The sequence below is a fragment of the Mesorhizobium sp. 113-1-2 genome (genome assembly GCF_016756475.1).
In the GTDB taxonomy this organism is placed as follows: domain Bacteria; phylum Pseudomonadota; class Alphaproteobacteria; order Rhizobiales; family Rhizobiaceae; genus Mesorhizobium; species Mesorhizobium loti_C.
In genome coordinates, this window is record NZ_AP023242.1 from 5,621,588 (window position 1) to 5,648,351 (window position 26,764).

At 63.8% G+C, this 26,764-nt stretch carries 27 protein-coding genes; 16 read left to right on the top strand and 11 right to left on the bottom strand.

The window, feature by feature from the left end; genetic code table 11:
• Nucleotides 1–108 precede the first annotated feature (108 nt).
• The 9 genes from JN279_RS27510 (at nt 109) to JN279_RS27550 (ending at nt 9,583) form a co-directional block, all read left to right on the top strand.
• The gene (locus tag JN279_RS27510) at nt 109–1,401 is read left to right on the top strand and encodes an SAM-dependent methyltransferase (protein ID WP_096456429.1); all 1,293 of its coding nucleotides are present in this window, start codon (nt 109–111) and stop codon (nt 1,399–1,401) included.
• Nucleotides 1,402–1,492: 91 nt separating this feature from the next.
• Complete coding sequence (locus tag JN279_RS27515; protein WP_202350732.1) at nt 1,493–1,816, top strand: YnfA family protein; 324 nt, start codon at nt 1,493–1,495, stop codon at nt 1,814–1,816.
• 1 nt (nt 1,817) lies between these two features.
• Nucleotides 1,818–2,795: a small ribosomal subunit Rsm22 family protein gene (locus tag JN279_RS27520; protein WP_202350733.1), complete on the top strand. Its 978-nt coding sequence runs from the start codon at nt 1,818–1,820 to the stop codon at nt 2,793–2,795.
• Between the two features lie 218 nt (nt 2,796–3,013).
• A complete protein-coding gene (locus JN279_RS27525; RefSeq protein ID WP_096456423.1) occupies nt 3,014–4,504 on the top strand; it encodes a replicative DNA helicase in 1,491 nt (496 codons plus the stop codon).
• 66 nt (nt 4,505–4,570) lie between these two features.
• Complete coding sequence (gene radA, locus JN279_RS27530) at nt 4,571–5,974, top strand: DNA repair protein RadA (protein ID WP_202350734.1); 1,404 nt, start codon at nt 4,571–4,573, stop codon at nt 5,972–5,974.
• Between the two features lie 47 nt (nt 5,975–6,021).
• Nucleotides 6,022–6,684, top strand: a complete 663-nt coding sequence (locus JN279_RS27535) for a CvpA family protein (RefSeq protein WP_202350735.1) — start codon at nt 6,022–6,024, stop codon at nt 6,682–6,684.
• A 104-nt stretch (nt 6,685–6,788) separates the two neighbouring features.
• On the top strand, nt 6,789–8,258 hold the full coding sequence (gene purF / locus JN279_RS27540; RefSeq protein WP_202323161.1) for an amidophosphoribosyltransferase: 1,470 nt from the start codon (nt 6,789–6,791) through the stop codon (nt 8,256–8,258).
• A gap of 127 nt (nt 8,259–8,385) precedes the next feature.
• Nucleotides 8,386–9,126 (top strand): SDR family NAD(P)-dependent oxidoreductase, encoded by a 741-nt coding sequence (locus tag JN279_RS27545; RefSeq protein WP_057143382.1) that lies wholly within the window; start codon nt 8,386–8,388, stop codon nt 9,124–9,126.
• Nucleotides 9,127–9,364: 238 nt separating this feature from the next.
• Nucleotides 9,365–9,583, top strand: coding sequence for a hypothetical protein (locus JN279_RS27550; RefSeq protein ID WP_096456416.1), 219 nt, complete (start codon nt 9,365–9,367; stop codon nt 9,581–9,583).
• A 49-nt stretch (nt 9,584–9,632) separates the two neighbouring features.
• Here the strand turns inward: JN279_RS27550 and JN279_RS27555 are convergent, their stop codons facing one another.
• Nucleotides 9,633–10,139, bottom strand: coding sequence for an OsmC family protein (locus tag JN279_RS27555; protein WP_202350736.1), 507 nt, complete (start codon nt 10,137–10,139; stop codon nt 9,633–9,635).
• Between the two features lie 231 nt (nt 10,140–10,370).
• On the opposite strand from JN279_RS27555, the gene JN279_RS27560 reads away from it, so the two are divergent.
• Together JN279_RS27560 and JN279_RS27565 are read left to right on the top strand one after the other, a co-directional pair.
• Nucleotides 10,371–11,258 carry a DMT family transporter gene (locus JN279_RS27560; protein ID WP_202350737.1) on the top strand — a complete coding sequence of 296 codons (888 nt, stop codon included), beginning with the start codon at nt 10,371–10,373 and terminating at the stop codon, nt 11,256–11,258.
• A 60-nt stretch (nt 11,259–11,318) separates the two neighbouring features.
• Nucleotides 11,319–12,227 carry a DMT family transporter gene (locus JN279_RS27565; RefSeq protein WP_202350738.1) on the top strand — a complete coding sequence of 303 codons (909 nt, stop codon included), beginning with the start codon at nt 11,319–11,321 and terminating at the stop codon, nt 12,225–12,227.
• A 196-nt stretch (nt 12,228–12,423) separates the two neighbouring features.
• On the opposite strand, the gene JN279_RS27570 is transcribed toward JN279_RS27565, so the two are convergent.
• A complete protein-coding gene (locus tag JN279_RS27570) occupies nt 12,424–13,287 on the bottom strand; it encodes a LysR substrate-binding domain-containing protein (protein ID WP_096456410.1) in 864 nt (287 codons plus the stop codon).
• A 121-nt stretch (nt 13,288–13,408) separates the two neighbouring features.
• Between JN279_RS27570 and JN279_RS27575 the strand changes: the two genes are divergently transcribed.
• Nucleotides 13,409–13,816, top strand: a complete 408-nt coding sequence (locus tag JN279_RS27575; protein WP_096456408.1) for a tautomerase family protein — start codon at nt 13,409–13,411, stop codon at nt 13,814–13,816.
• 36 nt (nt 13,817–13,852) lie between these two features.
• Here JN279_RS27575 and JN279_RS27580 read toward each other — a convergent pair whose 3' ends face one another.
• Both JN279_RS27580 and parS read right to left on the bottom strand, forming a co-directional pair.
• Nucleotides 13,853–14,359, bottom strand: coding sequence for an RES family NAD+ phosphorylase (locus JN279_RS27580; RefSeq protein WP_096456406.1), 507 nt, complete (start codon nt 14,357–14,359; stop codon nt 13,853–13,855).
• Nucleotides 14,356–14,841 carry a type II RES/Xre toxin-antitoxin system antitoxin gene (gene parS, locus JN279_RS27585; protein WP_096456404.1) on the bottom strand — a complete coding sequence of 162 codons (486 nt, stop codon included), beginning with the start codon at nt 14,839–14,841 and terminating at the stop codon, nt 14,356–14,358. Before parS ends, JN279_RS27580 begins: the two co-directional genes overlap by 4 nt.
• A 169-nt stretch (nt 14,842–15,010) precedes the next feature.
• On the opposite strand from parS, the gene JN279_RS27590 reads away from it, so the two are divergent.
• Entirely contained in the window at nt 15,011–17,233 is a 2,223-nt protein-coding gene (locus JN279_RS27590; protein ID WP_202350739.1) for an AMP-binding protein, read from the top strand.
• A 4-nt stretch (nt 17,234–17,237) separates the two neighbouring features.
• Here the strand turns inward: JN279_RS27590 and JN279_RS27595 are convergent, their stop codons facing one another.
• Both JN279_RS27595 and JN279_RS27600 read right to left on the bottom strand, forming a co-directional pair.
• On the bottom strand, nt 17,238–18,056 hold the full coding sequence (locus JN279_RS27595; RefSeq protein ID WP_095204975.1) for a CDP-alcohol phosphatidyltransferase family protein: 819 nt from the start codon (nt 18,054–18,056) through the stop codon (nt 17,238–17,240).
• Between the two features lie 3 nt (nt 18,057–18,059).
• Nucleotides 18,060–18,758, bottom strand: a complete 699-nt coding sequence (locus tag JN279_RS27600; RefSeq protein WP_096456400.1) for a phosphatidylserine decarboxylase — start codon at nt 18,756–18,758, stop codon at nt 18,060–18,062.
• Between the two features lie 234 nt (nt 18,759–18,992).
• On the opposite strand from JN279_RS27600, the gene JN279_RS27605 reads away from it, so the two are divergent.
• Nucleotides 18,993–19,856, top strand: a complete 864-nt coding sequence (locus tag JN279_RS27605) for an SMP-30/gluconolactonase/LRE family protein (RefSeq protein WP_096456398.1) — start codon at nt 18,993–18,995, stop codon at nt 19,854–19,856.
• A 9-nt stretch (nt 19,857–19,865) separates the two neighbouring features.
• Here the strand turns inward: JN279_RS27605 and JN279_RS27610 are convergent, their stop codons facing one another.
• The 4 genes from JN279_RS27610 to JN279_RS27625 form a co-directional block, all read right to left on the bottom strand.
• Nucleotides 19,866–20,213: an antibiotic biosynthesis monooxygenase gene (locus JN279_RS27610; protein WP_096456396.1), complete on the bottom strand. Its 348-nt coding sequence runs from the start codon at nt 20,211–20,213 to the stop codon at nt 19,866–19,868.
• Nucleotides 20,214–20,300: 87 nt separating this feature from the next.
• Complete coding sequence (locus JN279_RS27615) at nt 20,301–22,184, bottom strand: ABCB family ABC transporter ATP-binding protein/permease (protein WP_202350740.1); 1,884 nt, start codon at nt 22,182–22,184, stop codon at nt 20,301–20,303.
• 25 nt (nt 22,185–22,209) lie between these two features.
• Nucleotides 22,210–22,557 carry an ArsR/SmtB family transcription factor gene (locus JN279_RS27620; RefSeq protein ID WP_202350741.1) on the bottom strand — a complete coding sequence of 116 codons (348 nt, stop codon included), beginning with the start codon at nt 22,555–22,557 and terminating at the stop codon, nt 22,210–22,212.
• A 67-nt stretch (nt 22,558–22,624) separates the two neighbouring features.
• Entirely contained in the window at nt 22,625–23,557 is a 933-nt protein-coding gene (locus JN279_RS27625) for a LysR family transcriptional regulator (protein ID WP_202350742.1), read from the bottom strand.
• A 93-nt stretch (nt 23,558–23,650) separates the two neighbouring features.
• On the opposite strand from JN279_RS27625, the gene JN279_RS27630 reads away from it, so the two are divergent.
• A complete protein-coding gene (locus tag JN279_RS27630; protein WP_202350743.1) occupies nt 23,651–24,448 on the top strand; it encodes an NAD(P)H-dependent oxidoreductase in 798 nt (265 codons plus the stop codon).
• Nucleotides 24,449–24,461: 13 nt separating this feature from the next.
• Here the strand turns inward: JN279_RS27630 and JN279_RS27635 are convergent, their stop codons facing one another.
• Nucleotides 24,462–26,027, bottom strand: a complete 1,566-nt coding sequence (locus tag JN279_RS27635) for a LysM peptidoglycan-binding domain-containing protein (protein WP_202350744.1) — start codon at nt 26,025–26,027, stop codon at nt 24,462–24,464.
• A gap of 115 nt (nt 26,028–26,142) precedes the next feature.
• Between JN279_RS27635 and JN279_RS27640 the strand changes: the two genes are divergently transcribed.
• A complete protein-coding gene (locus tag JN279_RS27640; RefSeq protein ID WP_096456384.1) occupies nt 26,143–26,754 on the top strand; it encodes an LOG family protein in 612 nt (203 codons plus the stop codon).
• Nucleotides 26,755–26,764 lie beyond the last annotated feature (10 nt).

Below are 26,764 nucleotides of genomic sequence, written 5' to 3' on the forward strand. Positions count from 1 at the left end.
GCCCGGGCCTCTCGCCCTGGCATTTTTGTGCCAAAAGGAACTTTTCGAACCCCCATATATTGTTGCAGAATTAAGGCAGCCAGTCTGACCGTGAGGGGACATTTGGTTATGAACATTCTGCTGAAGCGCGTTCTCGACCGCCTGGTGCGCACGGGCAATCTCAAGGTAACCGGGCCAAAAGGCACGACATTCGTCTTCGGCGACGGCAGCGGCGAGCCAGTGCACATGCACATCAAGACCCGACATGCCGAACGCGCCATCACCTTCGATCCGATGCTGGCGGTGCCAGAATCCTACATGGACGGCGAACTCGACATTCTCGAAGGCGGCGTGCTCGGACTGATGCGCATCGCCTTCCAGAACATGGGCAGCGGCGGCATCGACGCGACCTGGTCGAAAGCCATCGAAGGCCTGCGCCACGCCTTCCGCCGCCTTCAGCAAATCAACACCACCTCGCGCTCGCGCCGCAACGTGCAGCGCCACTACGATCTGTCTGGTGATCTCTACCGGCTCTTCCTCGATGAGGACATGCAGTATTCCTGCGCCTATTTCGAGCAGCCGGACATGACGCTGGACGAGGCACAGGCCGCCAAGAAACGCCATATCGCCGCCAAGCTCAGGCTGAAGGCCGGCCAGACCGTGCTCGACATCGGCTCTGGCTGGGGCGGGCTCGGCCTCTATTTGGCCAAGGCGTTCGACGTCGATGTGCAGGGCGTGACGCTGTCCACCGAACAGCATGGCGTCGCCACCGACCGGGCGCATGCGCAAGGCCTGGAAAACCATGTCCATTTCGAGCTGAAGGATTATCGGGAACTCAACGAACGCTTCGACCGCATCGTTTCGGTCGGTATGTTCGAACATGTCGGCGTGAACCACTTCCGCACCTTCTTCGACAAGGCAGCGACATTGCTGAAGCCCGATGGCGTCATGCTGCTGCACACGATCGGCCGCTCTGGCGTGCCGTGGGCGACCAGCGCCTTCATCCGCAAGTACATTTTCCCGGGCGGCTACATCCCGGCAATGTCGGAGGTGCTGCCGGCGATCGAGAAGTCCGGCCTCGTGGTCACCGACGTCGAGATCCTGAGGCTCCACTATGCCGACACGCTGAAGCACTGGGGCCAGCGCTTCGCCGCCAACCGCGACAAGGCCAAGGCCATCTACGACGAACGCTTCTGCCGCATGTGGGAATTCTATCTGGCCGCTTCGGAAGCCGCTTTCCGCTGGCAGGATCTGGTCATCTTCCAGTTCCAGATCGCCAAGAAGAACGACACGCTGCCGATGACCCGCGACTATATGGCCAAATGCGAAAAGGCGCTGGAGATGCGCGACATGGGCCGCCGCGAAGCGGCTCCCGTCGAGAAGCCCGCCAAGCCAGCCCGCCGCCGCAAGGTGGCGGAATAGAGCCGAGCGTTCGCAGGCTTTCGCCATTGGCGCTTGCCATTCCCAGCCCCTGCCCTGAAAAAGGTCTCGTGATCGTCGCGAGGCCTTTTTCATGACCTATCTCCTCTATGCCGCCGCGGCGCTCGCCGAGATCGCTGGCTGTTTTTCGGTATGGGCCTGGTGGCGGCTGGAAAGATCGCCCTTGTGGCTGGCGCCAGGCTTCGTCTCGCTGCTTTTGTTCGCCTGGCTTCTGGCGCTGGTCGACACCAATGCGGCGGGCCGCGCCTATGCCGCTTATGGCGGCATCTACATCGTCGCATCGCTGGCCTGGCTGTGGCTGGTGGAAGGCGTGCGGCCCGACCGCTGGGATTTTGCTGGTGCTGCGCTCTGCATAGCCGGCGCTTCGGTCATCCTGCTCGCACCGCGAGGAGCATAGCGTGGAGCTGCCAGCCCCTCTTCGACAAGCTGTCGATCGCATCCTGGAAAAAGTCCCGCTGCTCGAGCTGAAGCAAGCGGCGAAAACACTGTCAGACCGCTACCGCGCCGAACTGCGCGACGGCCGCCTGCACATGGCGCAGGACATGGCGGTCAGGGCCTATCTGGCGACGCGGCTGCCGGCGACCTATGCCGCGGTCCATGCCAGTCTCGACGCATTGAACGAGGCGCGGCCTGAATTCGCACCGAAAACCCTGCTCGATGTCGGCGCCGGTCCTGGTACGGTGCTTTGGGCCACCAGCGCGCTCTGGCCCGATCTCGAACAGGCCGTTCTGCTGGAAGCAAGTGCCGCGGTGCGCAAGGTCGGCGAGACGCTCGCCGCCGATGCCATCACGGCCCGCACTGTCTGGCAGGCCGGCGACGTCACTATCGATCTTGCCGAGCTTCAGCCGGCGGACCTCGTCACCTGCGCCTATGTGCTGGACGAGATCGTGCCGGCATCGCTGCCCAAGATGGTCGACCGGCTATGGCAGTTGACGACAGATACGCTGCTGATCGTCGAACCGGGTACGCCGGCCGGCTGGCAGCGCATCCTGGCGGTGCGTCGGCAACTCGTCGAGGCCGGTGCGCATCTGCTGGCGCCCTGCCCGCACGCAGCGCCTTGCCCGCTCACCCCGCCCGACTGGTGCCACTTCTCCCGCCGCGTCGCCCGCTCGCGCCTGCACCGGCTGGCCAAGGACGCGGAAGTGCCTTGGGAAGACGAGAAATTCATCTATGTCGCCGCGTCGCGCCGGCCGGCCGCTTCGCACGCCGCGCGGGTCATCGCACCGCCGAAATCCGGTTCCGGCAAGGTTCTGCTCAAGCTTTGCCAGGAGGACGGCACGGCCACGGAGCAACTCTTCACCAAGCGTGACGGCGCGGACTTCAAGCTGGCCCGGCGGCTGGACTGGGGCGACAGGCTCGACCCAGGCAGCACGTGAACGACCGATTGTTCTTGCTTCGTTCCAGGGCTTCGCATAAGAATCACCGCTTGCCGAGTCAACCGGAATCGGGACACAGGAACACTGTCCTGTGGACGGTTTGTCGTTCCTGTGAACAACGGGCATCAAGGCTGTTTGGTCGAGCGGTGATGCAGAAAGGTCAGCACGGTTTCGTCTCGTTCTGATATCGAAAGGCCGGGATCTAAATCGGGGACATCATGGCAGAGGCAGCGCGGAAATTCGGCGTGGCGGAGCAACCGCTCTATCGCGAGGCACCGAACAATATCGAGGCCGAGCAGGCGCTGCTCGGGGCGATTCTCGTCAACAACGATGCCTTCTACCGTGTCTCCGACTTCCTGAAGCCAGGCCATTTCTACGAGCCCCTGCACCGCAGGATCTTCGAGATCGCGGCCGAGCTGATCCGCATGGGCAAGGTGGCGACGCCGATCACCTTGAAGACCTTCCTGCCGGCCGACGAAAAGGTCGGCGACATGACGGTGGCGCAATATATCGTGCGGCTGGCGGTCGAAGCCGTAACCGTCGTCAACGCCACCGATTATGGCCGCGCCATCTATGATTTGGCGACGCGCCGCGCGCTGATCACCGTCGGCGAGGACATGGTCAACATCGCCTATGACGCGCCGGTCGACATGTCGCCGTCCGAGCAGATCGAGGACGCCGAGCGCCGCCTGTTCGAACTGGCCGAAACCGGCCGCTACGATGGCGGCTTCGAGAGCTTCACCGACGCGGTCAAGACCGCGGTCGACATGGCCAACGCCGCCTATATGCGCGACGGCCATTTGTCAGGCCTTGCCACCGGCATGCGCGATCTCGACCGCCGCATGGGTGGCCTGCAATCGTCCGATTTGATCGTGCTTGCCGGTCGCCCTGGCATGGGCAAGACGTCGCTTGCCACCAACATCGCCTTCAACGTCGCGGAGGCCTATGTGCCGGCGCAGCAGGCCGATGGCTCTTTCAAGGCCGCCAATGGCGGCGTGGTCGGCTTCTTCTCGCTCGAAATGTCGTCCGAACAGCTGGCCACCCGTATCATTTCCGAGCAGACGGAAATCTCGTCCTCAAAAATCCGCCGCGGCGAAATCACCGAAATGGACTTCGAAAAGCTGGTCGCCTGTTCGCAGACCATGCAGAAGATCCCGCTGTTCATCGACCAGACCGGTGGTATCTCCATCGCCCAGCTGTCCGCCCGCGCGCGTCGCCTGAAGCGCCAGCGCGGCCTCGACCTGATCGTCATCGACTATATCCAGCTGATGCAGGGTTCATCCGCCAGGGCCTCGCAGAACCGCGTGCAGGAAATCACCGAGATCACCACGGGCCTGAAGGCGCTGGCCAAGGAGCTGGCGGTGCCGATCATCGCGCTGTCGCAGCTGTCGCGTCAGGTCGAAAGTCGTGACGACAAGCGCCCGCAGCTCTCGGACTTGCGTGAATCCGGTTCGATCGAGCAGGACGCCGACGTCGTGATGTTCGTCTACCGCGAGGAGTATTACCTCAAGAACCGCGAGCCCAAGCTTGGCACTGAGGAATACGTCAAGTGGGAAAACGAGATGAACGAGATGCGCGGCAAGGCCGAGGTGATCGTCGCCAAGCAGCGCCACGGCCCCACGGGCTCGGTGACGCTGGCCTTCCACGGCGAATTCACCCGCTTCTCCGATCTGGCTGAGGAGCACCATATTGCGGAGAGGTTTGAGTGACCTTTTGAGACAGGCCTCGACCCTTCTAGCACCCTTGTGCGCGTATCTGACGGCAGACCACGCCTGATGGCTAAATCGCGCGTCCAGTTCATCTGCCAGAATTGCGGATCGGTGCATCAGCGCTGGGCCGGCAAATGCGATGCCTGCGGCGAATGGAACACGCTGGTCGAGGAAGGAACCTCCGGCGGCATCGGCTCGGGGCCGGCCAACACACGCAACGCCCGCAAGGGCCGCGCGGTGGTGCTGACCACGCTTTCGGGCGACATCGAGGACGCGCCGCGCATCATCTCGGGCATCGGCGAGCTTGACCGCGCCACCGGCGGCGGTTTCGTGCGCGGCTCGGCACTTCTGGTCGGCGGCGATCCCGGCATTGGCAAGTCGACGCTGCTCACCCAGGCTGCCGCTGCGCTGGCGTCGCGAGGCCACCGCATAGTCTATGTCTCGGGCGAAGAAGCCGTCGCGCAGATCAGGCTGAGGGCGCAGCGGCTCGGCGTCGCCGACACACCGGTGGAACTGGCCGCCGAGACCAATGTAGAAGACATTCTTGCCACGATCGCCGACGGCAAGCGGCCGGATCTGGTCATTCTCGATTCCATCCAGACGCTGTGGACCGACCTCGCCGATTCGGCGCCAGGCACCGTCACCCAGGTGCGCGCCGCCGCCCAGGCGATGATCCGCTATGCGAAATCCACCGGGGCAGCGATCGTGCTGGTCGGCCATGTCACCAAGGAAGGCCAGATCGCCGGACCGCGGGTCGTCGAGCACATGGTCGATGCCGTGCTCTACTTCGAGGGCGAAGGTGGCCATCACTACCGCATCCTGCGCACAGTGAAAAACCGCTTTGGGCCGACCGACGAGATCGGCGTCTTCGAAATGTCGGACAAGGGCTTGCGCGAGGTCGCCAATCCATCCGAGCTGTTCCTTGGCGAGCGGCATGCGAAATCGCCAGGTGCTGCGGTTTTCGCCGGCATGGAAGGCACAAGGCCGGTTCTGGTCGAGATCCAGGCGCTGGTGGCGCAATCTTCGCTCGGCACGCCACGACGCGCCGTCGTCGGTTGGGACGGAGCCCGCCTGTCGATGATCCTGGCGGTTCTCGAAGCCCATTGCGGCGTTCGTTTCGGCCAGCATGACGTCTATCTCAACGTTGCCGGCGGCTACCGCATCAGCGAGCCGGCGGCCGATCTCGCGGTCGCCGCCGCACTGGTTTCCTCGCTCACCGGTCTTGCCCTTCCCGCCGATTGCGTCTATTTCGGCGAAATCAGCCTTTCGGGCGCGGTGAGGCCGGTTGCGCATGCGCAGCAACGCCTCAAGGAAGCCGAAAAGCTGGGTTTTGGTAACGCGGTTCTGCCCTTGGGCAGCGAGGAACTTGCCGGAGGGATCGGGGCCGGCGCTTTCCAGCCCACCGAGCTTGCCGACCTCGTGGCGCGCATAGCCGGCTCACGGCGCAGCCGTGTCGACGATGAAGAGTGACGCGGCTCGTCGAGCCGTGAAAAAGAGATCGGAGTGGGGCGAAAGACATGCCGATTACGCTGCTTGACGGAATCTTGGTCGGCTTCACCCTGGTCTCGGCGATGCTCGCCATGGTTCGCGGCTTCTCGCGCGAAATCCTGTCGGTCGTGTCGTGGGCGGCGGCAGCGGCGGCGGCTTTCTTCTTCTACAAGCCGGTCCTGCCCTACCTGAAGCCTTATATCGAGAATGAGAAGATCGCCATGGCGGCCTCCGCCGGCGTCGTCTTCATCATCGCGCTGATCGTCGTCTCGGTCATCACCATGAAGCTCGCCGACTGGATCATCGATTCGCGGATCGGCGCGCTCGATCGCACGCTCGGTTTCCTCTACGGCGCCGCGCGCGGCATCCTGGTCGTCGCTGTCGCGCTGCTGTTCTTCAACTGGCTGGCAGGCGCCAAGGCTCCGGCCTGGGTGATGGAGGCCAAGTCGCGGCCGCTGCTGGAACAGATCGGCGCCAAGCTCGAAAGCCTGCTGCCCGAGGATCCGGAAAACGCCATCCTGAAGAAGCTCAATCCAAATCAGCCGGCTGCCGAGACACCGGCAGCGCCTGACGCACCGGCGGCGGATGCCCCTGCCGGCGGCGACGACGCCAACGCACCGGCTCCCGACGACAATGACGCTGGCCCTGCGGACAACACCACCAAGCCGGCGCCGGCAGCGCCGGCAAACTGACACCTGAAATGGGCGTCAGAGCGGACGATGGTGTGAACGACTGCACGGTGTGCGTTGCTTTCGACGCGTGAGCGCCTTATATGGCGATTTTAGCGGAGCTTAAGATGGCAGACGCAGACGACGTGCTTTCCGCCGAGGCCGACGACCATTTCCACGACGAATGCGGCGTGTTCGGCATTTTCGGCCGGCAGGATGCTGCGGCCATCGTCACACTCGGCCTGCATGCGCTGCAGCATCGCGGCCAGGAAGCAGCCGGCATCGTTTCCTATGACGGCAGCCAGTTCCATGTCGAACGCCATGTCGGCCTGATCGGCGACACTTTCACCAAGCAGCGCGTCATCGACAGCCTGCAAGGCAACCGCGCCATCGGCCATACGCGCTACGCCACGACCGGCGGCGCCGGCATGCGCAACATCCAGCCCTTCTTCGCCGAGCTCGCCGATGGCGGTTTTGCCGTCGCCCACAACGGCAATCTGACCAACGCCATGACGGTGCAGCGCGCGCTGCAGAAACAGGGCGCGATCTTCTCCTCCACCTCCGACACCGAGACGCTCCTGCACCTGGTTGCGACCAGCAAGGAGCGCGACCTCAACTCGCGCTTCATCGACGCCGTGCGGCAGGTCGAGGGCGCCTTCTCGCTGGTGGCGATGACCGCCAAGAAGATGATCGGCTGCCGCGATCCGCTCGGTATCCGGCCGCTGGTGCTGGGCGATCTCGACGGCGCCTGGATCCTCGCCTCCGAGACCTGTGCGCTCGACATTATCGGCGCGCGTTTCGTGCGCGACCTGAAACCCGGCGAGATGGTCGTCGTCACCTCCAAGGGCATTGAAAGCCTGTTCCCGTTCGAGCCGCAGAAGACCCGCTTCTGCATCTTCGAATATGTCTATTTCGCCCGGCCGGATTCCTCGGTCGAAGGCCGCAACGTCTACGAAGTGCGCAAGCGCATCGGTGCCGAACTGGCGCAGGAGAACCCGGTTGAGGCTGACATCGTCGTGCCGGTGCCGGATTCAGGCACCCCGGCGGCCATCGGCTTCAGCCAGGCAGCCGGCATTCCCTTCGAGCTCGGCATCATCCGCAACCACTATGTCGGCCGCACCTTCATCCAGCCCGGCGATTCGATCCGCCATATGGGCGTCAAGCTGAAGCACAACGCCAACCGCCGCATGATCGAGGGCAAGCGCGTGGTGCTGGTCGACGATTCGATCGTGCGCGGCACCACCAGCCAGAAGATCGTGCAGATGGTGCGCGACGCCGGCGCCAGGGAAGTGCATATGCGCATCGCCTCGCCGCCGACCAGCGCCTCCTGCTTCTACGGCGTCGACACGCCGGAGAAATCCAAGCTCCTGGCGTCGCGCATGTCGGTGGAAGAGATGGCGGAGTTCATCCGCGTCGATTCACTCGGCTTCCTCTCCATCAACGGGCTCTACCGCGCCGTCGGCGAGGCCAGCCGCAACGACGACCAGCCGCAGTTCTGCGACGCCTGCTTCACCGGCCAATACCCGACCCGCCTGCTCGACTTCGAAGGCCACGACAATGTGCGCACGCTGTCGCTGCTGGCGAACAACGGGGCGTAGGCTAGAGCAGTTCACCGTTTCACGGAAAACGGCGAACCGCTCTAACTCTTTGTTTTGACACAATTCCGGACGGAAAAACCGCTTCACACTTTTCCTGGAATTGCTCTGGACCTTACGGAATTCTCGCATGACCCTCGACCTTACCGGCCGCGTCGCGGTCGTCACCGGCGCCTCGCGCGGCATCGGCTATTTCATCGCCAAGGAATTGGCCGCAGCCGGCGCGCATGTTATCGCGGTTGCGCGCACGGTCGGTGGGCTGGAAGAACTCGACGACCAGATCAAGGCAGCCGGTGGCCAGGCGACGCTGGTGCCGCTCGATCTCGCTGACATGGCCGGCATCGACCGGCTGGGCGGCGCCATCCATGAGCGCTGGGGCAAGCTCGACATTCTCGTCGCCAATGCCGGCGTGCTCGGCGTCATCTCGCCGATCGGCCATGTCGAGGCAAAAACCTTCGAGAAGGTGATGACCATCAACGTCACCTCGACCTGGCGGCTGATCCGCTCGGTCGACCCGCTGCTCAGGCTTTCCGATGCCGGCCGCGCCATCATACTGTCCTCCAACGCGGCGCATTCGGCACGGGCCTTCTGGGCGCCCTACGCGGCATCGAAGGCGGCGGTCGAAACCATGATGCGCTCGTGGGCACACGAGACGCAAAGCCTGCCGTTGCGCGTCAATGCCGCCGACCCCGGCGCCACCCGCACCGCCATGCGGGCCCAGGCCGTGCCCGGCGAGGATCCGGAGACGCTGCCGCACCCCTCAGAGATCGCCAAGCGTATCGTGCCGCTGGCGAGCCCCGAGCTGAAAGAGACTGGACTGATATTCCAGGCCAAGCACAATCGTTTTGTTGCCTACCGGCAACCGGAGTAGCTGCATCCTTTTGCCGGAAGAATTCGGGCACTCCCGACGTTCTTCGAATGTTTTGCGACAGACCGAGCCGATTGGGCCTCAAAATCTGGATGCAAAATCCGCTGGATCATCACGCGGCTGTGATCTGAGGGGGAAAGGCCGGGTCGCGGTCATGCTTTCGTCATTTCCAAGGAGTTGTTAGGATCGAAACGACTCCCACAACAACGAGCGCCCTGCTGGGCAGAACAAGGACATCCCCATGGCTACGACCGCAGCGTTGGTCTGGTATCTGGTAATCGCCGGCCCGCAGGGCGGCATGGTGGTGCTGCCCAGCACCTTCGACAAGCGCGAGCAGTGCACCGCCGCCATCACCGAATATCAGAAGCAGCCGACACCCCCCGGCTGGTCTGTACAGTGCGTGCCGAGCGCCTCCCCCTTCACCGACGAGGGCGATGCCGAAGAGCCGGCGGCGCAGTAGGCATCCGTTACAGCAAGGCCCGCGGCCGCTGGCCGCGGGCCTTGTCGTTTCAGCTCCGGGCGCTCACCGTCAGCTCCGGCTTCTGGTTGATGGTCTGGAACACCACGCAATAGCGCTCGGTCAGCTTCAGCAGCGAATCTATCCGCTCCTGCGGTTCATCCGTGTTGAGGCTGAAATTGAGCCGGATGGCTCGAAAACCGACCGGCGCGTCCTTGGCGACACCGAGCGTGCCACGAAAATCAAGATCGCCTTCGGCCTCCACCGTGGCAGCGTCAAGTTTGAACTCGAGCGCCGTCGCCACCGCCTTCAGCGTCACCCCCGCACAGGCCACCAGGGCTTCCAGCAGCATGTCGCCGGAGCAGAGCTCGAGCCCAGAGCCGCCTGTTGCCGGATGCAGACCGGCGATGGCCAACGCCCTGCCGGTCTCCACCTTGCAGGCCACCGACTGGTCGTCGATCGACCCCTTCGCTCTCAGTGTGATCAGCGCCTGCGAAGCATCGTCGCGGTAAGCCTGCTTCAGCGGCGCCTGCATGGCCTTCAGTTCGGTTGCATCCATGTCGCTGCCTCTTTCGCTTTTGTGGCCAGCCTTCAGCATGGCTTTTCCAGATATAAGTGCCTATCGCCTCGCCGAAGCAAGACCGCCAGTTCCTGCCCCAACGCAAGCCCAGGGCTGGCGTAGCGCTGTGCCAACTTTCGACCGTATAGCTTGGCAAGAAGGCCTGACTTCCCGGCCATCGTGTTGATCCACGGCATCTCTGTCGCTTCCCGTAACACTGGTCCCGCGCCTATGGCCGACATCGCCATTCTCGAAACACGCGAAAGGGTTCTCGCTGGAATCCTGCTGACCGGTGCCGCCTATCTCTTGTTTTCGACGCAGGATGCCTCGATCAAGCTGCTGGTGACCGGCATGACGGTCTGGCAGATCATGTTCTTTCGCAGCATCACCATTCTGAGCGCCTGCGCGGCGATCGGCGGGCGAAAACTGTTTATCGACACGGTGCGCTCGCCGATCGTGCGGCCCATGCTGGTGCGCAGCGCTTTCACGCTTGCCGCATGGCTCTGCTACTACAACGCCGCGCGCAGCCTGCAGCTCGCCGAACTGACCACGGTCTATTACGCAGCGCCGATCATCGTCACCGTGCTTTCGGTGTTCCTGCTCGGCGAAAAGGTGCCCATGCTGCGCTGGCTGGCGGTTTTGGTCGGTTTTGCCGGGGTCTTCATCGCCTGCGACCCGACCCATCTCGGCCTGTCCGTGCCGGTGCTGCTGGTGCTGGCGGCCGCCCTTTTGTGGGCCATCGCCATCGTGCTCCTGCGCAAGACCGCACTTGCCGAACGCTCGACGATCCAGCTGCTGCTCAACAATTTCTATTTCCTGGTGTTTTCGGCGGTGCCGGCGCTGTTGTGGTGGCATACGCCTGATCTGACCCAGCTGCTGCTTCTCGGCAGCGTCGGCGCCCTTGGCGGCCTGGCGCAATATCTTCTCTTCGAAGGCATGAAGCGAACGCCGGCATCGATCCTCGCCCCGCTCGAATACAGTTCGCTGCTGTGGGCGTTCGCGCTCGGCTTTGCAATCTGGGGCGACGTGCCGCGCCGCGAAGTGTTTCTCGGTGCCGCCCTGATCATCGCCGCCGGGCTGCTGATCGTCGGCGGCGAGCATTTCCGCAAGCGGCTGTGATCGGGATGGCGCTCACTGCTGACACTACGATGTCAGGACCTGACGAGGTAGGCTGCGGGCATGACTGACGGCCCAGCCACCACAGCCGAAACCGCCGAGCGCACGCTTGGCATCATCCTGGTGTCGTCATCGGCGGCCGTGTTCGGCCTGACCGGCGTGCTGACCAAGTCGATCCACGCCGATCCGCTGACGATTACCTGCTGGCGCGGCTTTGTCGGTTCAATCCTGATCAGCCTCTATGTGCTCTGGCGCCGCCGCCGGTCGGGCAACCGCGACGCGCTCCGCCTTGGCTGGCGCGGCTGGCTGCTGGCGGTGGAAGGCGCGCTGGCCAGCATCGCCTTCATCTCGGCGTTCAAATTCACCTACGTCGCCAATGTCGCGGTCATCTACGCAACGTCGCCCTTCATTGCCGCCGTGCTGGCCTGGGTGCTGGTGCGCGAGCCTTTCCGCCTGCAGACAATGCTCGCGGCCGCCGTATCGCTGTGCGGCGTGGCCATCATGGTCTGGTCGGGCTTCGGCACCGGCAATCTGTTCGGGGACGGGCTGGCGCTGCTGATGACGGCCGGCAGCGCGCTCTACATGATCATGGTGCGCGCTTTCCGCGACACGCCCGTGGTGTGGGCGGGCGCGGTTTCGGCCTTCCTGCTGTTCATTATCGGCTGGATCATCACCGATCCCTTGGCGGTTTCGGCAAGGGATGCTGTTCTGCTCGTCACCTTCGGCACATCCTTCGCATTGTCGTCGATCCTGTGGACGGAAGGCGCGCGGCTTATCCCGGCGCCCGAATCCGGCTTGCTCGGCTCGGCGGAGGTGCCGTTCGCGATCCTGTTTGCCTTCCTTTTCCTGGCCGAGATACCGCCTGTCGCCAGCATGGTCGGCGGCGTCATTGTCCTCGGCGCAGTGTTCGCCCATGCCGGCCGCGACTGGCTGGCGGCCCGCTCGCAGCAGGCAGCGTCAAATATTTCTTAAAAAAATGACACAGTCACGGAACCATCATCCGAGTCAGACATTATTGGTGCGACGGGCCACCCCCCAAGTCCCCCCGAACCCCTCGGCCCGTCCTACTCCCAAGCCGACCGCAAGGTCGGCTTTTTCTTTGCCAGATAGGCCCGACCGCCAGCTTTGTCCTTGCCGACAGGCTGACATGGCTCCGAGCCCTGCCAACTCAGGCAACTGGCTGGGACAGGGCCAGATTGCCGCTGAGCAGCGCCGCCAGATCGCCTGCGGAAGCATCGGCTCCAGCACGCAGCCGTATCGCGAATTCGGCCATCGGAACCGGCGGCAGGCCCAGCTCACGCGGCGCTTCGACAATGCCGGAATGGGCAAAGCGCGGGGTTCGCAGGGTCAGCGCAACGCCGGCATTCACGGCTGTACGCAGGCCGGCCAGGCTGGCACTGCCGGCGGCGATGCGGTAGCGGCGGCCGGCAGCATCGAGCGCCGCGAGTGCGGCCTCGCGAAAACCGCAATAGGGATCGAGCAACGCCAGCGGCAGCTCTTCCTGCCGCGAGGCCAGCCCTTTCTGCGAACACAACCAGATCATCGGCTCGCGCAGGACGCCGACCTCGTCCGGCGCCGCCGTCTGACGCATGACGATCGCCAGATCGAGGCTGCCGGCCTGCAGCGCCTGCGCCAGTTCGGCGGAGCGGCCGACGCGCAATTCGATCCTGACGCGCGGATGGCTGGCAGCGAAGGCGCGCAGCAGGTCTGGCAGACCGCTGTCGGCGAAATCCTGCGTCGTGCCGATGGCGACGCGCCCGGCGGCCCGTGCCCCCTTCAGCGCCAGCCACGCCTCGCGATGCACAGCAAGGATGCGCCTGGCATGGCCGACAAGGTCCTCCCCGGCCGGCGTCAGGCCGCGCCCTCTGCCCTGTGGCGCAAGAAGCGGCTCGCCGACGATCTCCTCCAGCCGCTGCATCTGGGCGGTCACCGCGGAGGGCGAACGGCCGACGCTCGACGCCGCCTGCGCCAGCGAACCGCTGTCGACGAAGGCAAGGAAGGTTTTCAGCAGATCCGGATCGAGCGTTTCCATAATTCCATAATTCCATAATATCGAATCTTTAGTTGAAAACAATTCGATTTTTTTGATCTAGGGAGAGTGACATGGTCTCTCCAACGGCGATTAGACGCCGCTAGAACCAAGGAGACGAAAAATGCCCATCATCAACATCAGCGTCACCGGCAAGCCAGACGCCGCTTTGTCCGCCAGCATCGCCAGGGAAATCACCGAGATCACCGCCACGCAATTGCGCAAGGATCCGACGATCACCGCCGTTGCCGTGTCCTATGTCGACCCGCAGCATTGGTTCGCCGGCGGCAAGTCGCTGGCCGAGCACGGCACCAACACGTTCTGGCTGGATATCAAGGTGGTCGACGGCACCAACACCAAACTCGAGCTGGAAGCCTATCTCAAGGCACTCTTCGAGGCCTTCGGCCGCCTGCTGGGTGGCGTGCACGAGGAAAGCTATGCCTTCGTGCATGAAGTGCCGGCAGCCGCCTACGGCTATGGCGGCAAGACGCAGGAGTTCCGCTTCATCTGCGGCCGGCTGAAGGCGGCGTAAGGGCATTCTGCTCCTGCGCCCGCTCCGACCGAACGGCTACCTGGCAGGAGGATGAAACCTTGTATCGAGGGCGAAATCCTCCTGGAGGTGTAGCCTGTAACGACCGGCCGCTTGGCCGGGGTCGAACACCAGGTTCCAGCTGTGCGGGGATACCGCACTGGGAATTAAAACCAAGGAATGTTTTGCCAGCAGGCCGTCACCAAATTGCTGCTGTCCTGCACTGGGAATGCCGGGGCGCATCCAGTTTGGGTTTGGAATATCGTCAATTTCCACCACATGAATCTTCGATGGATCGGCGATGTCGAATGCCGTCAGCACATGCGGAACCGTATCCAGCGTCCGAAACCCCTTGTGGACGGCCACCTCGAGAATGGCGGTCGAGGGGTCAATGGACGCATATACGGCCCTGACCCCTTTGCTGTTCCATCGTCCACCGAGTTTGAAGGCCCCCTCACCGCTGTGCCAACTTGCCTGGAAGCGTTTGTGATCAAGTCTCCAGCCGAGGACTTCTCCCGTCCCAAGAGAGCCCGGCAAAGGCGTCACGCGTAGACACCATAGTCGAGCCGCTCGAGGAATTCCTGGACAAGGATGGTGCCCGCCGCCGTGGCCAAGAGATCAATCGGTCGCCGGTTGTCCAAGCCCATGGCGGGCTCAATCATCCATTTTTCAGCCGCTTCCTGGTTTCCCAGAACGGACGTGGCCTTGGTGAGGACCCTGGCAAAATTCCAGGTCCGTGAGCCTTGCTCCCGATTGAGCGTCCGGGAGTGATCCGATTTGTGACGCTGAAATGTCCGCTCGCTCATGCCGAATGCCGCCTCGAAGGCATCAGCATCAATAACGGTCAGTTGCCTGACAAGGCTTTCCAAGGCCTGGCTTGGAATTCCACGCAAGATCATTTCATGGGCCTCAAGCGGGCTGGATACCGAGGATCCAAGAACCTTCGGCCCGCCGAACAGGTCGACCAGCCGTTCGAACTCCGGCTCCATGTGTGGTGCTTCCGCAAACCCCGTCGGGAAACTGGCCATGCTCACTTCTACGTCACGTGTCAGTTTATTTACGACATGTGTCGCAACCTTTCAAGTGGCGATCGAAGCACCGCATCAGTCCGCATTGACCTCGCGCGCACTTCCGCTACCCTCTGCCTCCGAAGCGGCCGCAGAGCCGTGATGACAAAAACGTTGGGAGAGACGCGGCATGATCCTGACACTGGCGCTGCTTGCGGGTCTTGCCCTGGCCTGGCTGCTGATCGGCGTGGTGGAGAAATTCCGCCTCGGCCTGCGTTTCACCCAGGCGCTGCTCTACGTGCCGTTCAAGCTCGCCTACCGGATCAGCGACAACCGCATCGGGATCGCACGCAAGGCGCAGGCTCCCGTCATCTACGTCATCTCGCACCAGTCGCGCTTCGAACCGGCGCTGATGCTGTCGCTGCTGCCGGACGACACGCTGCACATTCTCGATGAGGTCTCGGCGCGTTCGCCCTGGCTCGAACCCTGGCGTGAGCTTGGCCGCACCATTGCCTTCAATGCCGAACATCTTTTCGTCAGCCGCCGGCTGGTGCGGGTGCTGAAGGGCAAGGGGCGGCTCGCCGTCTACCTGCCGGATGCGGTCGAGCCCGACGTCAAGACGTTTCGGCTGTTTCGCGCCGTCACCCGCATCGCCATGCAGGCCGACGCCCGCATCGTGCCGATCTTCGTTGCCGGCGCGCGCAGCCTGCCTGTGTCGCTGACGCCGGCGGACAAGGCGCCGCGACACTGGTTTCCACAGCTGTCGATCAGTGTGCTGGAGCCGATGACCATCGCCGAATTGGTGGCGCGCAACCCGGACCAGGCCTCGAACACCAATGCGCTGTTCGACCGCGTCGCCGAAGCGCGGCTTTTCGGCACCAACCTCGACCGCGGCATGTTCCTGGCCATGCGCGATGCGGCGGCCAGGGTCGGCGCCTCGCATCCGATCATCGAGGATGTCATCTCGGGCGCGCTGAGCTACCGCAAGATGTTCATCGGCGCGCGCGTGCTGGGCAGGCGCTTCGAGGCGGTGACGGCACCGGGCGAAGCGGTGGGGGTGATGCTGCCCAACGCCAATGGTGTCGTGCTGTCGTTGGTCGGCCTTCTCTCAGCGGGCCGGGTGGCGGCAATGATCAATTACACCGCCGGGCCGGCGAGCGTCACGGCGGCCGTGCGCACGGCTGTCATCCGCACCGTCATTTCCTCACGGGCCTTCGTCGAGAAGGCTGATCTCGCCGATATCGTCGCCGCGGTCGAAAAGGGCGGCGCCAGGCTGCTGTGGCTGGAAGATGTTCGGACCAGCGTGACCGCGCTGGACAAGCTTGCCGCCGCGTTGCTGTGGCGCTGGCCGCTGCAGCGGCAGGATGCGGCCAAGCCGGGCGTGATCCTGTTCACCTCGGGTTCCGAAGGCACCCCCAAGGCGGTTGTCCTGTCGCAAAGGAACCTGCTCGCCAACGCCATGCAGGCCGAGGCGCGCATCACCATCTCGCCGGCCGATATCCTGCTCAACGTGCTGCCGGTGTTCCATTCCTTCGGCCTGACAGGCGGCACCATCCTGCCGCTGGTCACCGGGGTAAAACTATTCCTCTACCCCTCGCCGCTCCACTACAAGATCATCCCCGAGATCGCCCGCAAGGTGAAACCGACGATCATGTTCGGCACCGACACATTCCTCGCCAACTATGCGCGCACCGCCAAGGACGGCGATTTCTCCAGCCTGCGCTTCGTCGTTGCCGGCGCCGAGGCGGTGAAGCCGGAAACGCGCCGCGTCTATCGCGAGCGCTTCCAGGCCGAGATCATCGAAGGTTTTGGCTTGACCGAAGCCGCACCGGTGGTTGCCGTCAACACCGCGATCCATGGCCGCGACGGCACGGTCGGGCGGCTGTTGCCGGCGATGCGCATGAAGCTGGAGCCGGTCGAGGGCATCTCGGATGCCGGGCAATTGTGGCTCGATGGACCAAACCTGATGATGGGCTATATGACCGCGGATCGTCCCGGCGAGCTGCAACCGCTGACCGGCTGGCACGACACCGGCGACATCGTCGCCGTCGACCGCGAAGGCTTCATCAGCATCCGCGGCCGCGCCAAGCGCTTCGCCAAGATCGCCGGCGAGATGGTGTCGCTGGGCGCCGTCGAGATGCTGGTGCAATCGCTGTGGCCGGAGGAACGCCACGCGGCGGTGGCGGTTCCGGACAAAAGGCGCGGCGAGCGTATCGTGCTGGTCACCACCGCCGACGATGCCAATCCCGAAGAGCTGCGCCAGTTCGGCAAGAAGGCCGGGGCCGCCGAACTGATGGTGCCCAACGACATCGTCAAGGTGGAGGAAATCCCGGTGCTGGGTTCCGGCAAGACCGATTATGTCTCGACCAGAAAGCTGGCGATCGACAGGCTGGGCCTGGGTGTGGCTGCTTAGGGTTCTACCCTATGTCCGAAGGCGGTACCTTCTCGCCCTCGAGCTTGGCGCGCTTGGAGTAGGCGCGCACGGAAAACGGCAGGAAGATCAGATAGCCCGCGACCGACGCCGTCAGCGTGTACCAGGGATAGGTCATCAGCAAGAGGATGTAGAGCACGACGGCCAGAATGACCGGCAGCACCCTGTCGCCCGGAATCTTGATGCTCTTGCCGGAATAAACAGGCAGCCGGCTAACCAGAAGGAAGGCGACCAGGATGGTGAAGCCGGTGGCGACGAAGGCGGCCAGGCGGCTTGGCTCCAGCCCGAGCCGCAGGAAAAACAGATAGAGCGGCAGCATCACCAGCACCGCGCCGGCCGGCGCCGGCACGCCGACGAAATATTCCGACTGCCACAGCGGACGCTCGGCCTTCTCGTCGTCGAGCACGTTGAAGCGGGCGAGCCTCAGCCCGCAGGCGATGGCGAACAGAAGGGCGGCGATCCAGCCCGGCGAGCCGGCGCGGTCGAGCAGGAATGCGTAGAGCACCAGAGCAGGCGCGACACCGAAATTGACGATGTCGGCGAGTGAATCCATCTGCGCGCCGAATTTCGAAGTCGCCTTCAGCATGCGTGCAAGCCGACCGTCGATGCCATCGAGAAAGGCAGCCAGCAGCACCATCACCACCGCCGTCTCGAAGCGGTCTTCGAAGGCAAAGCGGATGCCGGACAGGCCAGCGCAGATGGCAAGCACGGTGACCAGATTGGGCAGCACCATGCGCATCGGGATCTCGCGGATGCGCGGACCGCCGCTGGCATGAGCCTCGAATTTCTTGAACGGCGCGCCCAAGGCTCAGGAAATCCGCACAAGAGGAGTGCCGGCGACGCCACCGAATTCGGCGAGCACGGTTTCGCCGCCGACCGCCGTCTGGCCGACGGCAACGCGCGGCGTCGCGGTCAAGGGCAGGAAGACGTCGACACGCGAGCCGAAGCGGATCAGGCCGAAACGCTCGCCGGTGCCGATCGAGCCGCCGGCCTCGGCCCAGCAGACGATGCGCCGCGCCACCAGGCCGGCGATCTGGACGGCCGCCACCGTGCCGTTGGGGCTTTCGATGACCAGGCCGTTGCGCTCGTTCTCGGTGCTGGCCTTGTCGAGTTCGGCGTTGAGGAATTTCCCCGGCCGATGCTCGATCTTGGCGATGCGGCCGCGCACGGGCGAGCGGTTCACATGGCAGGAAAAGACATTCATGAACACCGAGATGCGGGTCATCTCGACATTGCCGAGGCCAAGCTCGCGCGGCGGCACGGCTGGTCCTACGGCCGAAATGATGCCATCGGCGGGGCTCACCACCAGACGGTCATCGACCGGCGTGACGCGCTCGGGATCGCGGAAGAAATAGACGCACCAGGCGGTCAGGATCAGGCCGATCCAGAATAGGATCGAGGAGAAATAGCCGAGGAAAAGCGTCGCCGCGCCAAAGGCCGCGATAAAGGGATAGCCTTCGCGATGGATCGGTACGAACGCGTTCTTGACCGTATCGACAAGGCTCATCGGGCTGGGGCTGGCTCCGTTTCAAGTCCGGCCTCAATAGCCGAAAGCCCCCCTCGCCGCAACGCAACAATCGGCGAAGCCGCATTGGCTGCGGCTGGCGGGCTCGACGACAAGCCGCCATTACGCGGCGCCAACGCCCTGCCGGCAATCTTTCCTGAACGAACTAACAAAGCGGCTGTCGGAAAGAAGACCCCTCGCCCGTCCTTGGTGAGACAGATCCACAAGGAGTTCCCCATGCCGATACAATCGGTCTCCCCACCACATCTGGTCACCGCCGGCCTCGCCTTCGGGGAATCGCCGCGCTGGCATGACGGACGCCTGTGGGTCTGCAACTGGGGCACGGGCGAGATCATAGCGGTCGATGCCGAAGGCAACCGCGAAATCATGCTCACCGTACCGGCTGTCCTGCCCTATTCCATCGACTGGCTGCCGGATGGACGGCTGCTGGTCGTCTCAGGCCGCGAAGGTTTGCTGCTGCGGCAGGAAGCCGATGGCAGGCTCGTCACTCATGCCGATCTGCGCGGCCTGTCGAAAAGCCCGTGGAACGAGATCGTCGTCGACGGGCGCGGCAACATCTATGTCAATGGTGGCGGGCCGGCGCCGGCTGCTGGCGAGTATTTCGGCCCGGGCACCATCGTGCTGATCACGCCGGACGGCGCGATACGGCAAGTGGCCGACAACATCGCCTTTGCCAACGGCATGGCGGTGACTGCGGACAACAAGACCCTGATCCTTGCCGAATCCCACGGCAACCGGCTGACCGCCTTCGATATCGCCGCCGACGGCAGCCTCTCCAACCGGCGCACCTGGGCCGATCTCGACGGCTATCCCGACGGCATCTGCCTCGATGCCGAAGGCGCGGTCTGGTACGCGGATGTTCCCAACAAGCACTGCGTGCGGGTGCGCGAAGGCGGCGAGGTGCTGCAGACCGTCACCGCCGATCGCGGCTGCTTTGCCTGCATGCTGGGCGGCGCGGACAGGAAAACGCTGTTCATCGCCGCCGCCGAGTGGCGCGGCTTCGAGCACATGGTCAGCGACGCCCGCACCGGCCAGGTGCTCAGCATCGAAGCGCCGGCACCTGGCGCCGGCTGGCCCTAGGAACGAAACCTACAGTCCCGGGATCCGCTGATAGTTGGCGATGTCGGCGCGCACCCCAAGCCGGGCGATCGTCTCCTGCGGGTTGAACGCGATGCGCTCATGCGCAGCCTTGACGATCGGCACGACCTTGTCGACGGCCGCCTGGCTTTCCCATTCGACGATCGTCACCAGGTTGAATTCGCCTGGCCCTGAAAATTGCTCAAGTAGGAAATCCTGCACGAAACCTTGCTGTTGGCGCAGCAATTCATGCGTCGTCCTGACCTTGACGAGGATCTCCTCGCGAGAGGCGGCGGGGACGACGAACTTGTCCACCCTGAACACGCTGCCGCCGTTAACGTTCTGATTTATGTCGTTCATTTCGATTGTTCCGTTCCTGGATGATGGGGTTTTCGGGCTCCAGGAACGGCGTACAATCTCAACTTAAGTTGAGGTCAAGCATAAAAATCAATTTACCTCCGAGGTCCGCCGGCGAACGATGACGCCGAGTTCGTCGCCCTCGCGGGCGAGGCGCAGCCGCTCCTCGGCTTCGGTCGCCTCGCGCTGGCGATCCCACATTGATGCATAGAGGCCGTGCTTGCGCATCAGTTCGACATGGGTGCCGCGTTCGGCGATCTGACCGTCCTTCAGCACAATGATCTCGTCGGCGGAAATCACCGTCGACAGACGGTGGGCAATCACGATGGTGGTGCGACCCTTGCTGACCAGATCGAGAGCGGCCTGGATCTCCTGCTCGGTGTGGCTGTCCAGCGCCGAGGTGGCTTCGTCGAGCATCAGGATCGGCGGCGCCTTCAGGATGGTGCGGGCAATCGCCACGCGCTGCTTCTCGCCCCCCGAGAGCTTCAGCCCGCGCTCGCCGACCATCGACTTGTAGCCGTCGGGCAACTTTTCGATGAACGGCCCGATCTGGGCGAGTTCCGCGGCCTTGCGCACCTCCTCCTCGCTCGCGCCGACGCGGCCGTAGCGGATGTTGTAGGCGATGGTGTCGTTGAACAGCACCGTGTCCTGCGGCACCATGCCAAGTGCCGCGCGCAAACTGTCCTGGGTGACATCCCGGATGTCCTGGCCGTCGATCAGCACCTGGCCGGCCTGCACGTCGTAGAAGCGGAACAGCAGGCGCGAAATGGTCGACTTGCCGGCACCCGACGGCCCGACAATGGCTACCGTCTTGCCGGCCGGCACCTCGAAGGAAACACCCTTCAGGATCTTGCGGTTCGGATCATAGGAGAAATGCACGTCGCGGAACTCGACCTTGCCCGCGCCGACGGTGAGCGGCTTGGCGTCCGGCTTGTCGACGATCTCCTGCGGCACGTCGAGCAGGTCGAACATGTGCTCGATATCGGTCAAGCCTTGCCGGATTTCGCGGTAGATGAAGCCGATGAAGTTGAGCGGCACGGAAAGCTGCACCAGCATGGCATTGATGAAGACGAAATCGCCGACCGTCTGCGTGTGGGCCTGCACTTCCAGCGCCGACATGCACATGACGACGACCGTACCAATGCCGAAGATGACGCCCTGGCCGAAGTTCAGCCAGCCGAGCGAGGTCCAGGTCTTGGTGGCGGCGATCTCATAGCGCGCCATCGAGCGGTCGAAGCGGTCGGCTTCCATGGCCTCGTTGGTGAAATACTTGACGGTCTCGAAATTGAGCAGGGAGTCGATCGCCTTGGTGTTGGCGTCGGTGTCGCTGTCGTTCATGTCGCGACGGATCGAGATGCGCCAGTCGCTGGCCTTGACCGTGAACCATACATAAAGCCAGACGGTGATCGCCACCACGGCCACATATTTCCAGCCATAGGTGAAGCCGAAGATGCCGGCGGTCAGCGCGAATTCGAGAATGGTCGGCGCGGTGTTGAGCATGATGAAGCGCACGATCGTCTCGATGCCCTTGGTGCCGCGCTCGATGATGCGCGACAGGCCGCCGGTGCGGCGCTCCAGATGGAACCGCAGCGACAGCTGGTGCATGTGAACGAAGGTTCGGAAGGCGAGCTGGCGCACCGCATGCTGGCCAACGCGGGCAAACAGCGCGTCGCGCAACTGGTTGAAGCCAAGCTGGACCAGCCTCAGCACATTGTAGGCGATGACCAGCATGACCGGGGCAAGCAGGAAAGACGGCAGCGGCGGTGGTGTTTTGGAGCCTCCCGCCAGCGCATCCGTTGCCCATTTGAAGAAATAGGGACCGGTAACCAGCGTCAGCTTGGCAACGACCAGCAGCAGCGTTGCCCAGGTGACGCGCGCTCTGAGATCGGCACGGTCGGCTGGCCACATATAGGGCCAGAGGTTGCGCAATGTGGTAAGGGTTGAGGTGTCGGCGGAGACGGTTTTTTCGGCCACTTTTCTTGCCTTTTGGGTGAGAGGGTCAGCGGCCGGAGCAGCAGGAATTGACGAGAGCGGCGAGCGATGCCGATACATCGGCAAGGGCTGCGCGATCGACGGCATAGCGCGAGCGCTGGCGGTCGGGCTCGAAGCGGACCAGGCCGGCCTCGACCAGGATTTTCAGATGCTGCGAGACCGTCGACTGCGCCAGATCGAAACGGTCTACGACCTCGCGGCAACAGCAGGAATTGCTGGCCGAGAGGTGCTTCAGTATCTCGATGCGTGCCGGATGCGACAACGCCGCAAATCGCGCCGCAACAGCACGGCTGTCGGAGATGCGGTTGGGTAGAGCGCTGGTCGCGCGGTCTGGTTCAAGGGTGGATTCTGCCATCGTTCATCGGCGATAGACGATGGACGGCACCGCCGCAAGCTACTCTTCCGGGCAGATCGGACGGCGGCTAGTCCTTTGAGACGGATTTCTCGATCCCAGGAATAGCGGCAATCTGCTCCGCCAGAAACTCGACCAGCAAGCGGACCCTTGCGACGCCCGCGCGCTCCGGGACAATCAACATGTTCAGCGGGACGGACGGCAGCGAATAATCCGTCAGGATCGTCTCGAGCAAGCCCGCCGCCAGGAGATCGTCCACAAGCCATCGATGCGCCGGCGCGATCCCTCGACCAGCGACCATGGCCTGCCGCGCGGCAAGTCCATGATCGATGCGCAGCCGCCCCGCGAAAGGCACCGTATGGCGTTCGCCGCCGGCGCCCTGCAAAACAAGCGTTTCGCTACCCGCCACATTCGACATCCGGATACCCTCATGCCGGGACAGATCCGAGAGGACGGCCGGCCTTCCCCGCGCCGCCAGATAATCCGGAGAGGCCACGAGCAGACGCCGCGACTGGCCAAGGGCCCGCAGTTTCAACGAGCTGTCCGTGAGCGGCCCGAGGCGAAGCGCGATATCGACACCCTCGCGGACGAGATCCACCCGCTCATCGGTGAGGCTGAGGTCAACGCCAATGTCAGGATGACGGTCCTGAAAAGCGAAGATCAGCCGGCTGACGTGCAAGACACCGAAGGCCGCCGTGCAGCTTATCCTGATCGTGCCGGCGGGCGCGCCACGCGTGCCCCGGGCCTCATCGCTGGCCTGTTCGACAAGACGCAGTATCTGGACGCTGTTGGCATAATAGCGGCTGCCTTCAGCGGTCATCGTGACACGCCGGGTCGTCCTGCTGAGCAAAGGCACGCCGACCGCTTCTTCGAGCTCCCGCACGTGCCGCGTGATCGTCGACTGCCCAACCCCAAGTTCCCGCGCGACCGCCGACAGGCTGCCACGCTCGGCCACGCGAACGAAGCTACGCATACGCTCGAATGTAATGTCTGACTTATCCATTATTCGGCACAATATTATGCATTACCTGCATATAGTGGATCGTACCGTCGTTGGCTACGTTTGCGTCAGTTTCCTCAACATTGGATCTGACCCATGAAAGTCCTGCTTGTCTTCGCCCATCCTGAACCACGCTCGCTGAGCGGCGCCCTTCGTGACGTCGCCATAAGGGAACTCGAGGCTCAAGGGCATGAGGTGCGCGTATCGGACCTCTACGCCGATGGCTGGAAATCCGAAGTCGACCGCGCCGACTTCCCATCACTGGAACCCGATGCACGGCTCATCCCGGTCGCGGCTTCCAAGAAGGGTTTCGAGGCCGACACGCTAACCGGCGATGTGAAGGCCGAGATCGAGAAACTCCTGTGGGCCGACACCTTGATCCTGCAGTTCCCGCTCTGGTGGTTCGCCATGCCGGCGATCCTCAAGGGCTGGGTCGACCGTGTGTTCGCCTACGGATTCGCCTATGGCGTTGGCGAGCATAGCGATCGGCGCTGGGGCGATCGCTATGGCGAGGGGACCCTTGTCGGGAAACGAGCGATGTTGATCGTGACCGCCGGAGGCTGGGAAGAGCACTATACGCCCCGCGGGATCAACGGCCCTATCGACGACCTGCTGTTCCCGATCAATCACGGGATCCTTTATTACCCCGGATACGACGTGCTTCCGCCGTTCGTGGTCTACAAGGTCGATCGTCTGGACGAGACCGGCTTCGAACCCGTGGCTGAACGCCTGCGCGACAGGATGCGGACACTAGCGACGACGACGCCCATCCCATACCGTCGCCAAAATGGCGGAGATTATCTCATCCCGAGTATGAATCTCCGCCCTGAGCTGGGCGATTCCGGTGCAACCGGCTTCGCGCTTCACTCCAATCAAGCAGGCGATGCCAGCTGATCGAAGTGGGCCTCTACTGCGTCTTGGCCGGCGCCGTCGTTGCCTGCTCGCCCATTGCCTTGAGGTCGGCGGCTTCGCCTTCCTTGGACTTTTCCGGCACCTTGAACACCTGCCCGGGCCAGATGCGATCGGGATCCCTGATCTGGTCCTGGTTGGCGAGGTAGATGGTCGAATAGCGCACGCCGTGGCCGTAAACGCGCCGCGAGATCTGCCACAACGTGTCGTTGCGGCGGATGATGACGGCGCCGTCGGCATGTTCGAGCTTGGGCGACACAACCTCCGGCACGTCGCCTGGCGGCGTGGTCGCAGCGACAACGGCCGGTGCCTCGGCGGCAGGTGCGGCCGGAGCGGGCTCGGCCGGAGCAGCCGCGACAACGGCAGGCGCCGCAGGAGCCGGAGCGGCAGGCGCTTCGGCGGCTGCAGGTGCGGCCGGCTTGGTCTCTGCAGGCTTGGTCTCGGCCGGTGCTACGGCGGCGACTGCGTCACCCGGTTCACGCTCGAACGGCACGGCGGCGCGGGCCACAACCTTCACGCCGTCGGCATCGAGGCCGTCGACATGGATGGTATAGCTGCCGACCGGAATGTCGCGCTTCGCTTCGACGAGGAAATGACCGTCCGGCGATGTCTGCGCGTCACCGAGCAGGATGTCGTTGGCATAGGCACGCACCTTGCGGCCCGGATCGGCGAGGCCGGCGACAAAGATCTTGTTGCCGTCGATCTCGACCGCCTCGACGACGATCTTTGGTTCGGCCACGGCTGCCGCGGGCGATGTTGCCGGAGCGGCCGGGGCCGGTGCCGTCTCGACGACGGCCGGGGCCGGTGCGGAAGGCGCCGAAGCAGCAGTCGCGGGCGCTTCGGCGGCCGGAGCTGGCGCCGGGGCAGCCGGTGCGGCAGCCTGGTCGCCGGTAGCAGGGGCTGCCGGTTTGGTCTCGGGCGCGGGAACCGTCAGCAGTTCGGCCGGCTTGCCCGGCTCCTCGACCATGGCCAGCACCTGGCCGGCGGCATTCTTGGGAACCGAAACAACGGCGGTCTGCACCGAGACGGTCACCACCGTGCCGACCGCCGAACGCAGGGCAATTGTGTAGTCGCCCGGCTTCAGCGGATCGTCGAGCACGATGACGAAAGCGCCATCGGGCCCCGCCACGGTCGAACCAAGCACAGTCGTGCCGCTGAGGATCTCGACCTTTGAATTGGGCGTTGCATTTCCGGCAATGACGATCGAGCCATTGCTCTCGACGCGCACGACATCGAAAGTCGGCGCGATCGGGCCGGCCGCTGCTGGTGCGGCCGGAGCCGCCGCATCGGTTGCGGGCGCTGCTGGAGCCTCTGTCGCAGGTGCTGCCGGAGCCGCCGTCTGGGGCGCCGCGGCGGGAGCGGCCGGCACCGCAGGCGCTGGCAGCCGACCTTCCGTGCCGGGATCAGCCGGTTTCGGCGCCTCTGGTGGCGTCAAGGCCGCAACCTGCGCCGGCGGCGTTGGATGAAGATACGGGTCCAGTGCGCCCGATACATAGGCCGTTCCCGCGGCCGCGACGGTCCCACCCGCCGCGAACAGGAACGCCTTCAATGGATTAATTGCCATATTTCCCTACCCCTTAGCCACCTAACGCCGGTCTAGCGTGTTTTGCCAAAGCCGACAAGAAAAAGCCCACCCCGGGGCTTGACCACGCTTTCAGACCCAATCACCAATCATCCGTATGAACACGATTCGATCCGTCTGCGTCTATTGCGGCTCGTCTCCGGGCCGCGATGAAATCTATGCGAAGGCCGGACACCTGCTTGGGCGCTCAATTGCCAGAGCGGGCCTGCGGCTGGTTTATGGCGGCGGCACCAAAGGCATTATGGGCGCAGTCGCCGAAGGCGCGCTCAAGGCCGGCGGCAAGGTGACAGGCATCATTCCCCGCTTCCTCATCAACAAGGAAGCAACAGAAACCGCGCTCGACCGGCTCGATGAACTCCTCATCACCGACAACATGCACGAGCGCAAGCACAGAATGTTCGAGAAATCCGACGCCTTTGTGGCGCTGCCTGGTGGCATCGGCACTGTGGAGGAGATCGTCGAGATCATGACCTGGGGACAGCTCGGCCATCACCGCAAACCGATCGTCTTTGGCAATATCAATGGATTCTGGGACCCGATGCTGTCGTTGCTTGATCACATGGCGGCAGAGGGCTTCATCCATACTGCAAAACGCGTTCAGCCATTGGTGATCAACGATCCGGAAGCCATCGTCGCCGCCATTATGGTGGCAGGCTCCTCCGTCGACGCGCCGACCGAGGGCATGCAGTCGGTGATCGACAAAATGTAGGGATAGGGCT

Bases quoted from the DNA above. Each gene is read 5' to 3' on its own strand.
- JN279_RS27640 (WP_096456384.1), top strand. From the start codon at position 26,143: ATGAACACGATTCGATCCGTCTGCGTCTATTGCGGCTCGTCTCCGGGC.
- JN279_RS27630 (WP_202350743.1), top strand. From the start codon at position 23,651: ATGAAAGTCCTGCTTGTCTTCGCCCATCCTGAACCACGCTCGCTGAGC.
- JN279_RS27575 (WP_096456408.1), top strand. From the start codon at position 13,409: ATGCCCATCATCAACATCAGCGTCACCGGCAAGCCAGACGCCGCTTTG.
- JN279_RS27610 (WP_096456396.1), bottom strand. From the start codon at position 20,213: ATGAACGACATAAATCAGAACGTTAACGGCGGCAGCGTGTTCAGGGTG.
- radA (WP_202350734.1), top strand. From the start codon at position 4,571: ATGGCTAAATCGCGCGTCCAGTTCATCTGCCAGAATTGCGGATCGGTG.
- parS (WP_096456404.1), bottom strand. From the start codon at position 14,841: ATGGCCAGTTTCCCGACGGGGTTTGCGGAAGCACCACACATGGAGCCG.
- JN279_RS27560 (WP_202350737.1), top strand. From the start codon at position 10,371: ATGGCCGACATCGCCATTCTCGAAACACGCGAAAGGGTTCTCGCTGGA.
- JN279_RS27600 (WP_096456400.1), bottom strand. From the start codon at position 18,758: ATGAGCCTTGTCGATACGGTCAAGAACGCGTTCGTACCGATCCATCGC.
- JN279_RS27535 (WP_202350735.1), top strand. From the start codon at position 6,022: ATGCCGATTACGCTGCTTGACGGAATCTTGGTCGGCTTCACCCTGGTC.
- JN279_RS27545 (WP_057143382.1), top strand. From the start codon at position 8,386: ATGACCCTCGACCTTACCGGCCGCGTCGCGGTCGTCACCGGCGCCTCG.
- JN279_RS27525 (WP_096456423.1), top strand. From the start codon at position 3,014: ATGGCAGAGGCAGCGCGGAAATTCGGCGTGGCGGAGCAACCGCTCTAT.
- JN279_RS27570 (WP_096456410.1), bottom strand. From the start codon at position 13,287: ATGGAAACGCTCGATCCGGATCTGCTGAAAACCTTCCTTGCCTTCGTC.
- JN279_RS27605 (WP_096456398.1), top strand. From the start codon at position 18,993: ATGCCGATACAATCGGTCTCCCCACCACATCTGGTCACCGCCGGCCTC.
- JN279_RS27555 (WP_202350736.1), bottom strand. From the start codon at position 10,139: ATGGATGCAACCGAACTGAAGGCCATGCAGGCGCCGCTGAAGCAGGCT.
- JN279_RS27635 (WP_202350744.1), bottom strand. From the start codon at position 26,027: ATGGCAATTAATCCATTGAAGGCGTTCCTGTTCGCGGCGGGTGGGACC.
- JN279_RS27565 (WP_202350738.1), top strand. From the start codon at position 11,319: ATGACTGACGGCCCAGCCACCACAGCCGAAACCGCCGAGCGCACGCTT.
- JN279_RS27515 (WP_202350732.1), top strand. From the start codon at position 1,493: ATGACCTATCTCCTCTATGCCGCCGCGGCGCTCGCCGAGATCGCTGGC.
- JN279_RS27590 (WP_202350739.1), top strand. From the start codon at position 15,011: ATGATCCTGACACTGGCGCTGCTTGCGGGTCTTGCCCTGGCCTGGCTG.
- JN279_RS27550 (WP_096456416.1), top strand. From the start codon at position 9,365: ATGGCTACGACCGCAGCGTTGGTCTGGTATCTGGTAATCGCCGGCCCG.
- JN279_RS27510 (WP_096456429.1), top strand. From the start codon at position 109: ATGAACATTCTGCTGAAGCGCGTTCTCGACCGCCTGGTGCGCACGGGC.
- JN279_RS27625 (WP_202350742.1), bottom strand. From the start codon at position 23,557: ATGGATAAGTCAGACATTACATTCGAGCGTATGCGTAGCTTCGTTCGC.
- JN279_RS27620 (WP_202350741.1), bottom strand. From the start codon at position 22,557: ATGGCAGAATCCACCCTTGAACCAGACCGCGCGACCAGCGCTCTACCC.
- purF (WP_202323161.1), top strand. From the start codon at position 6,789: ATGGCAGACGCAGACGACGTGCTTTCCGCCGAGGCCGACGACCATTTC.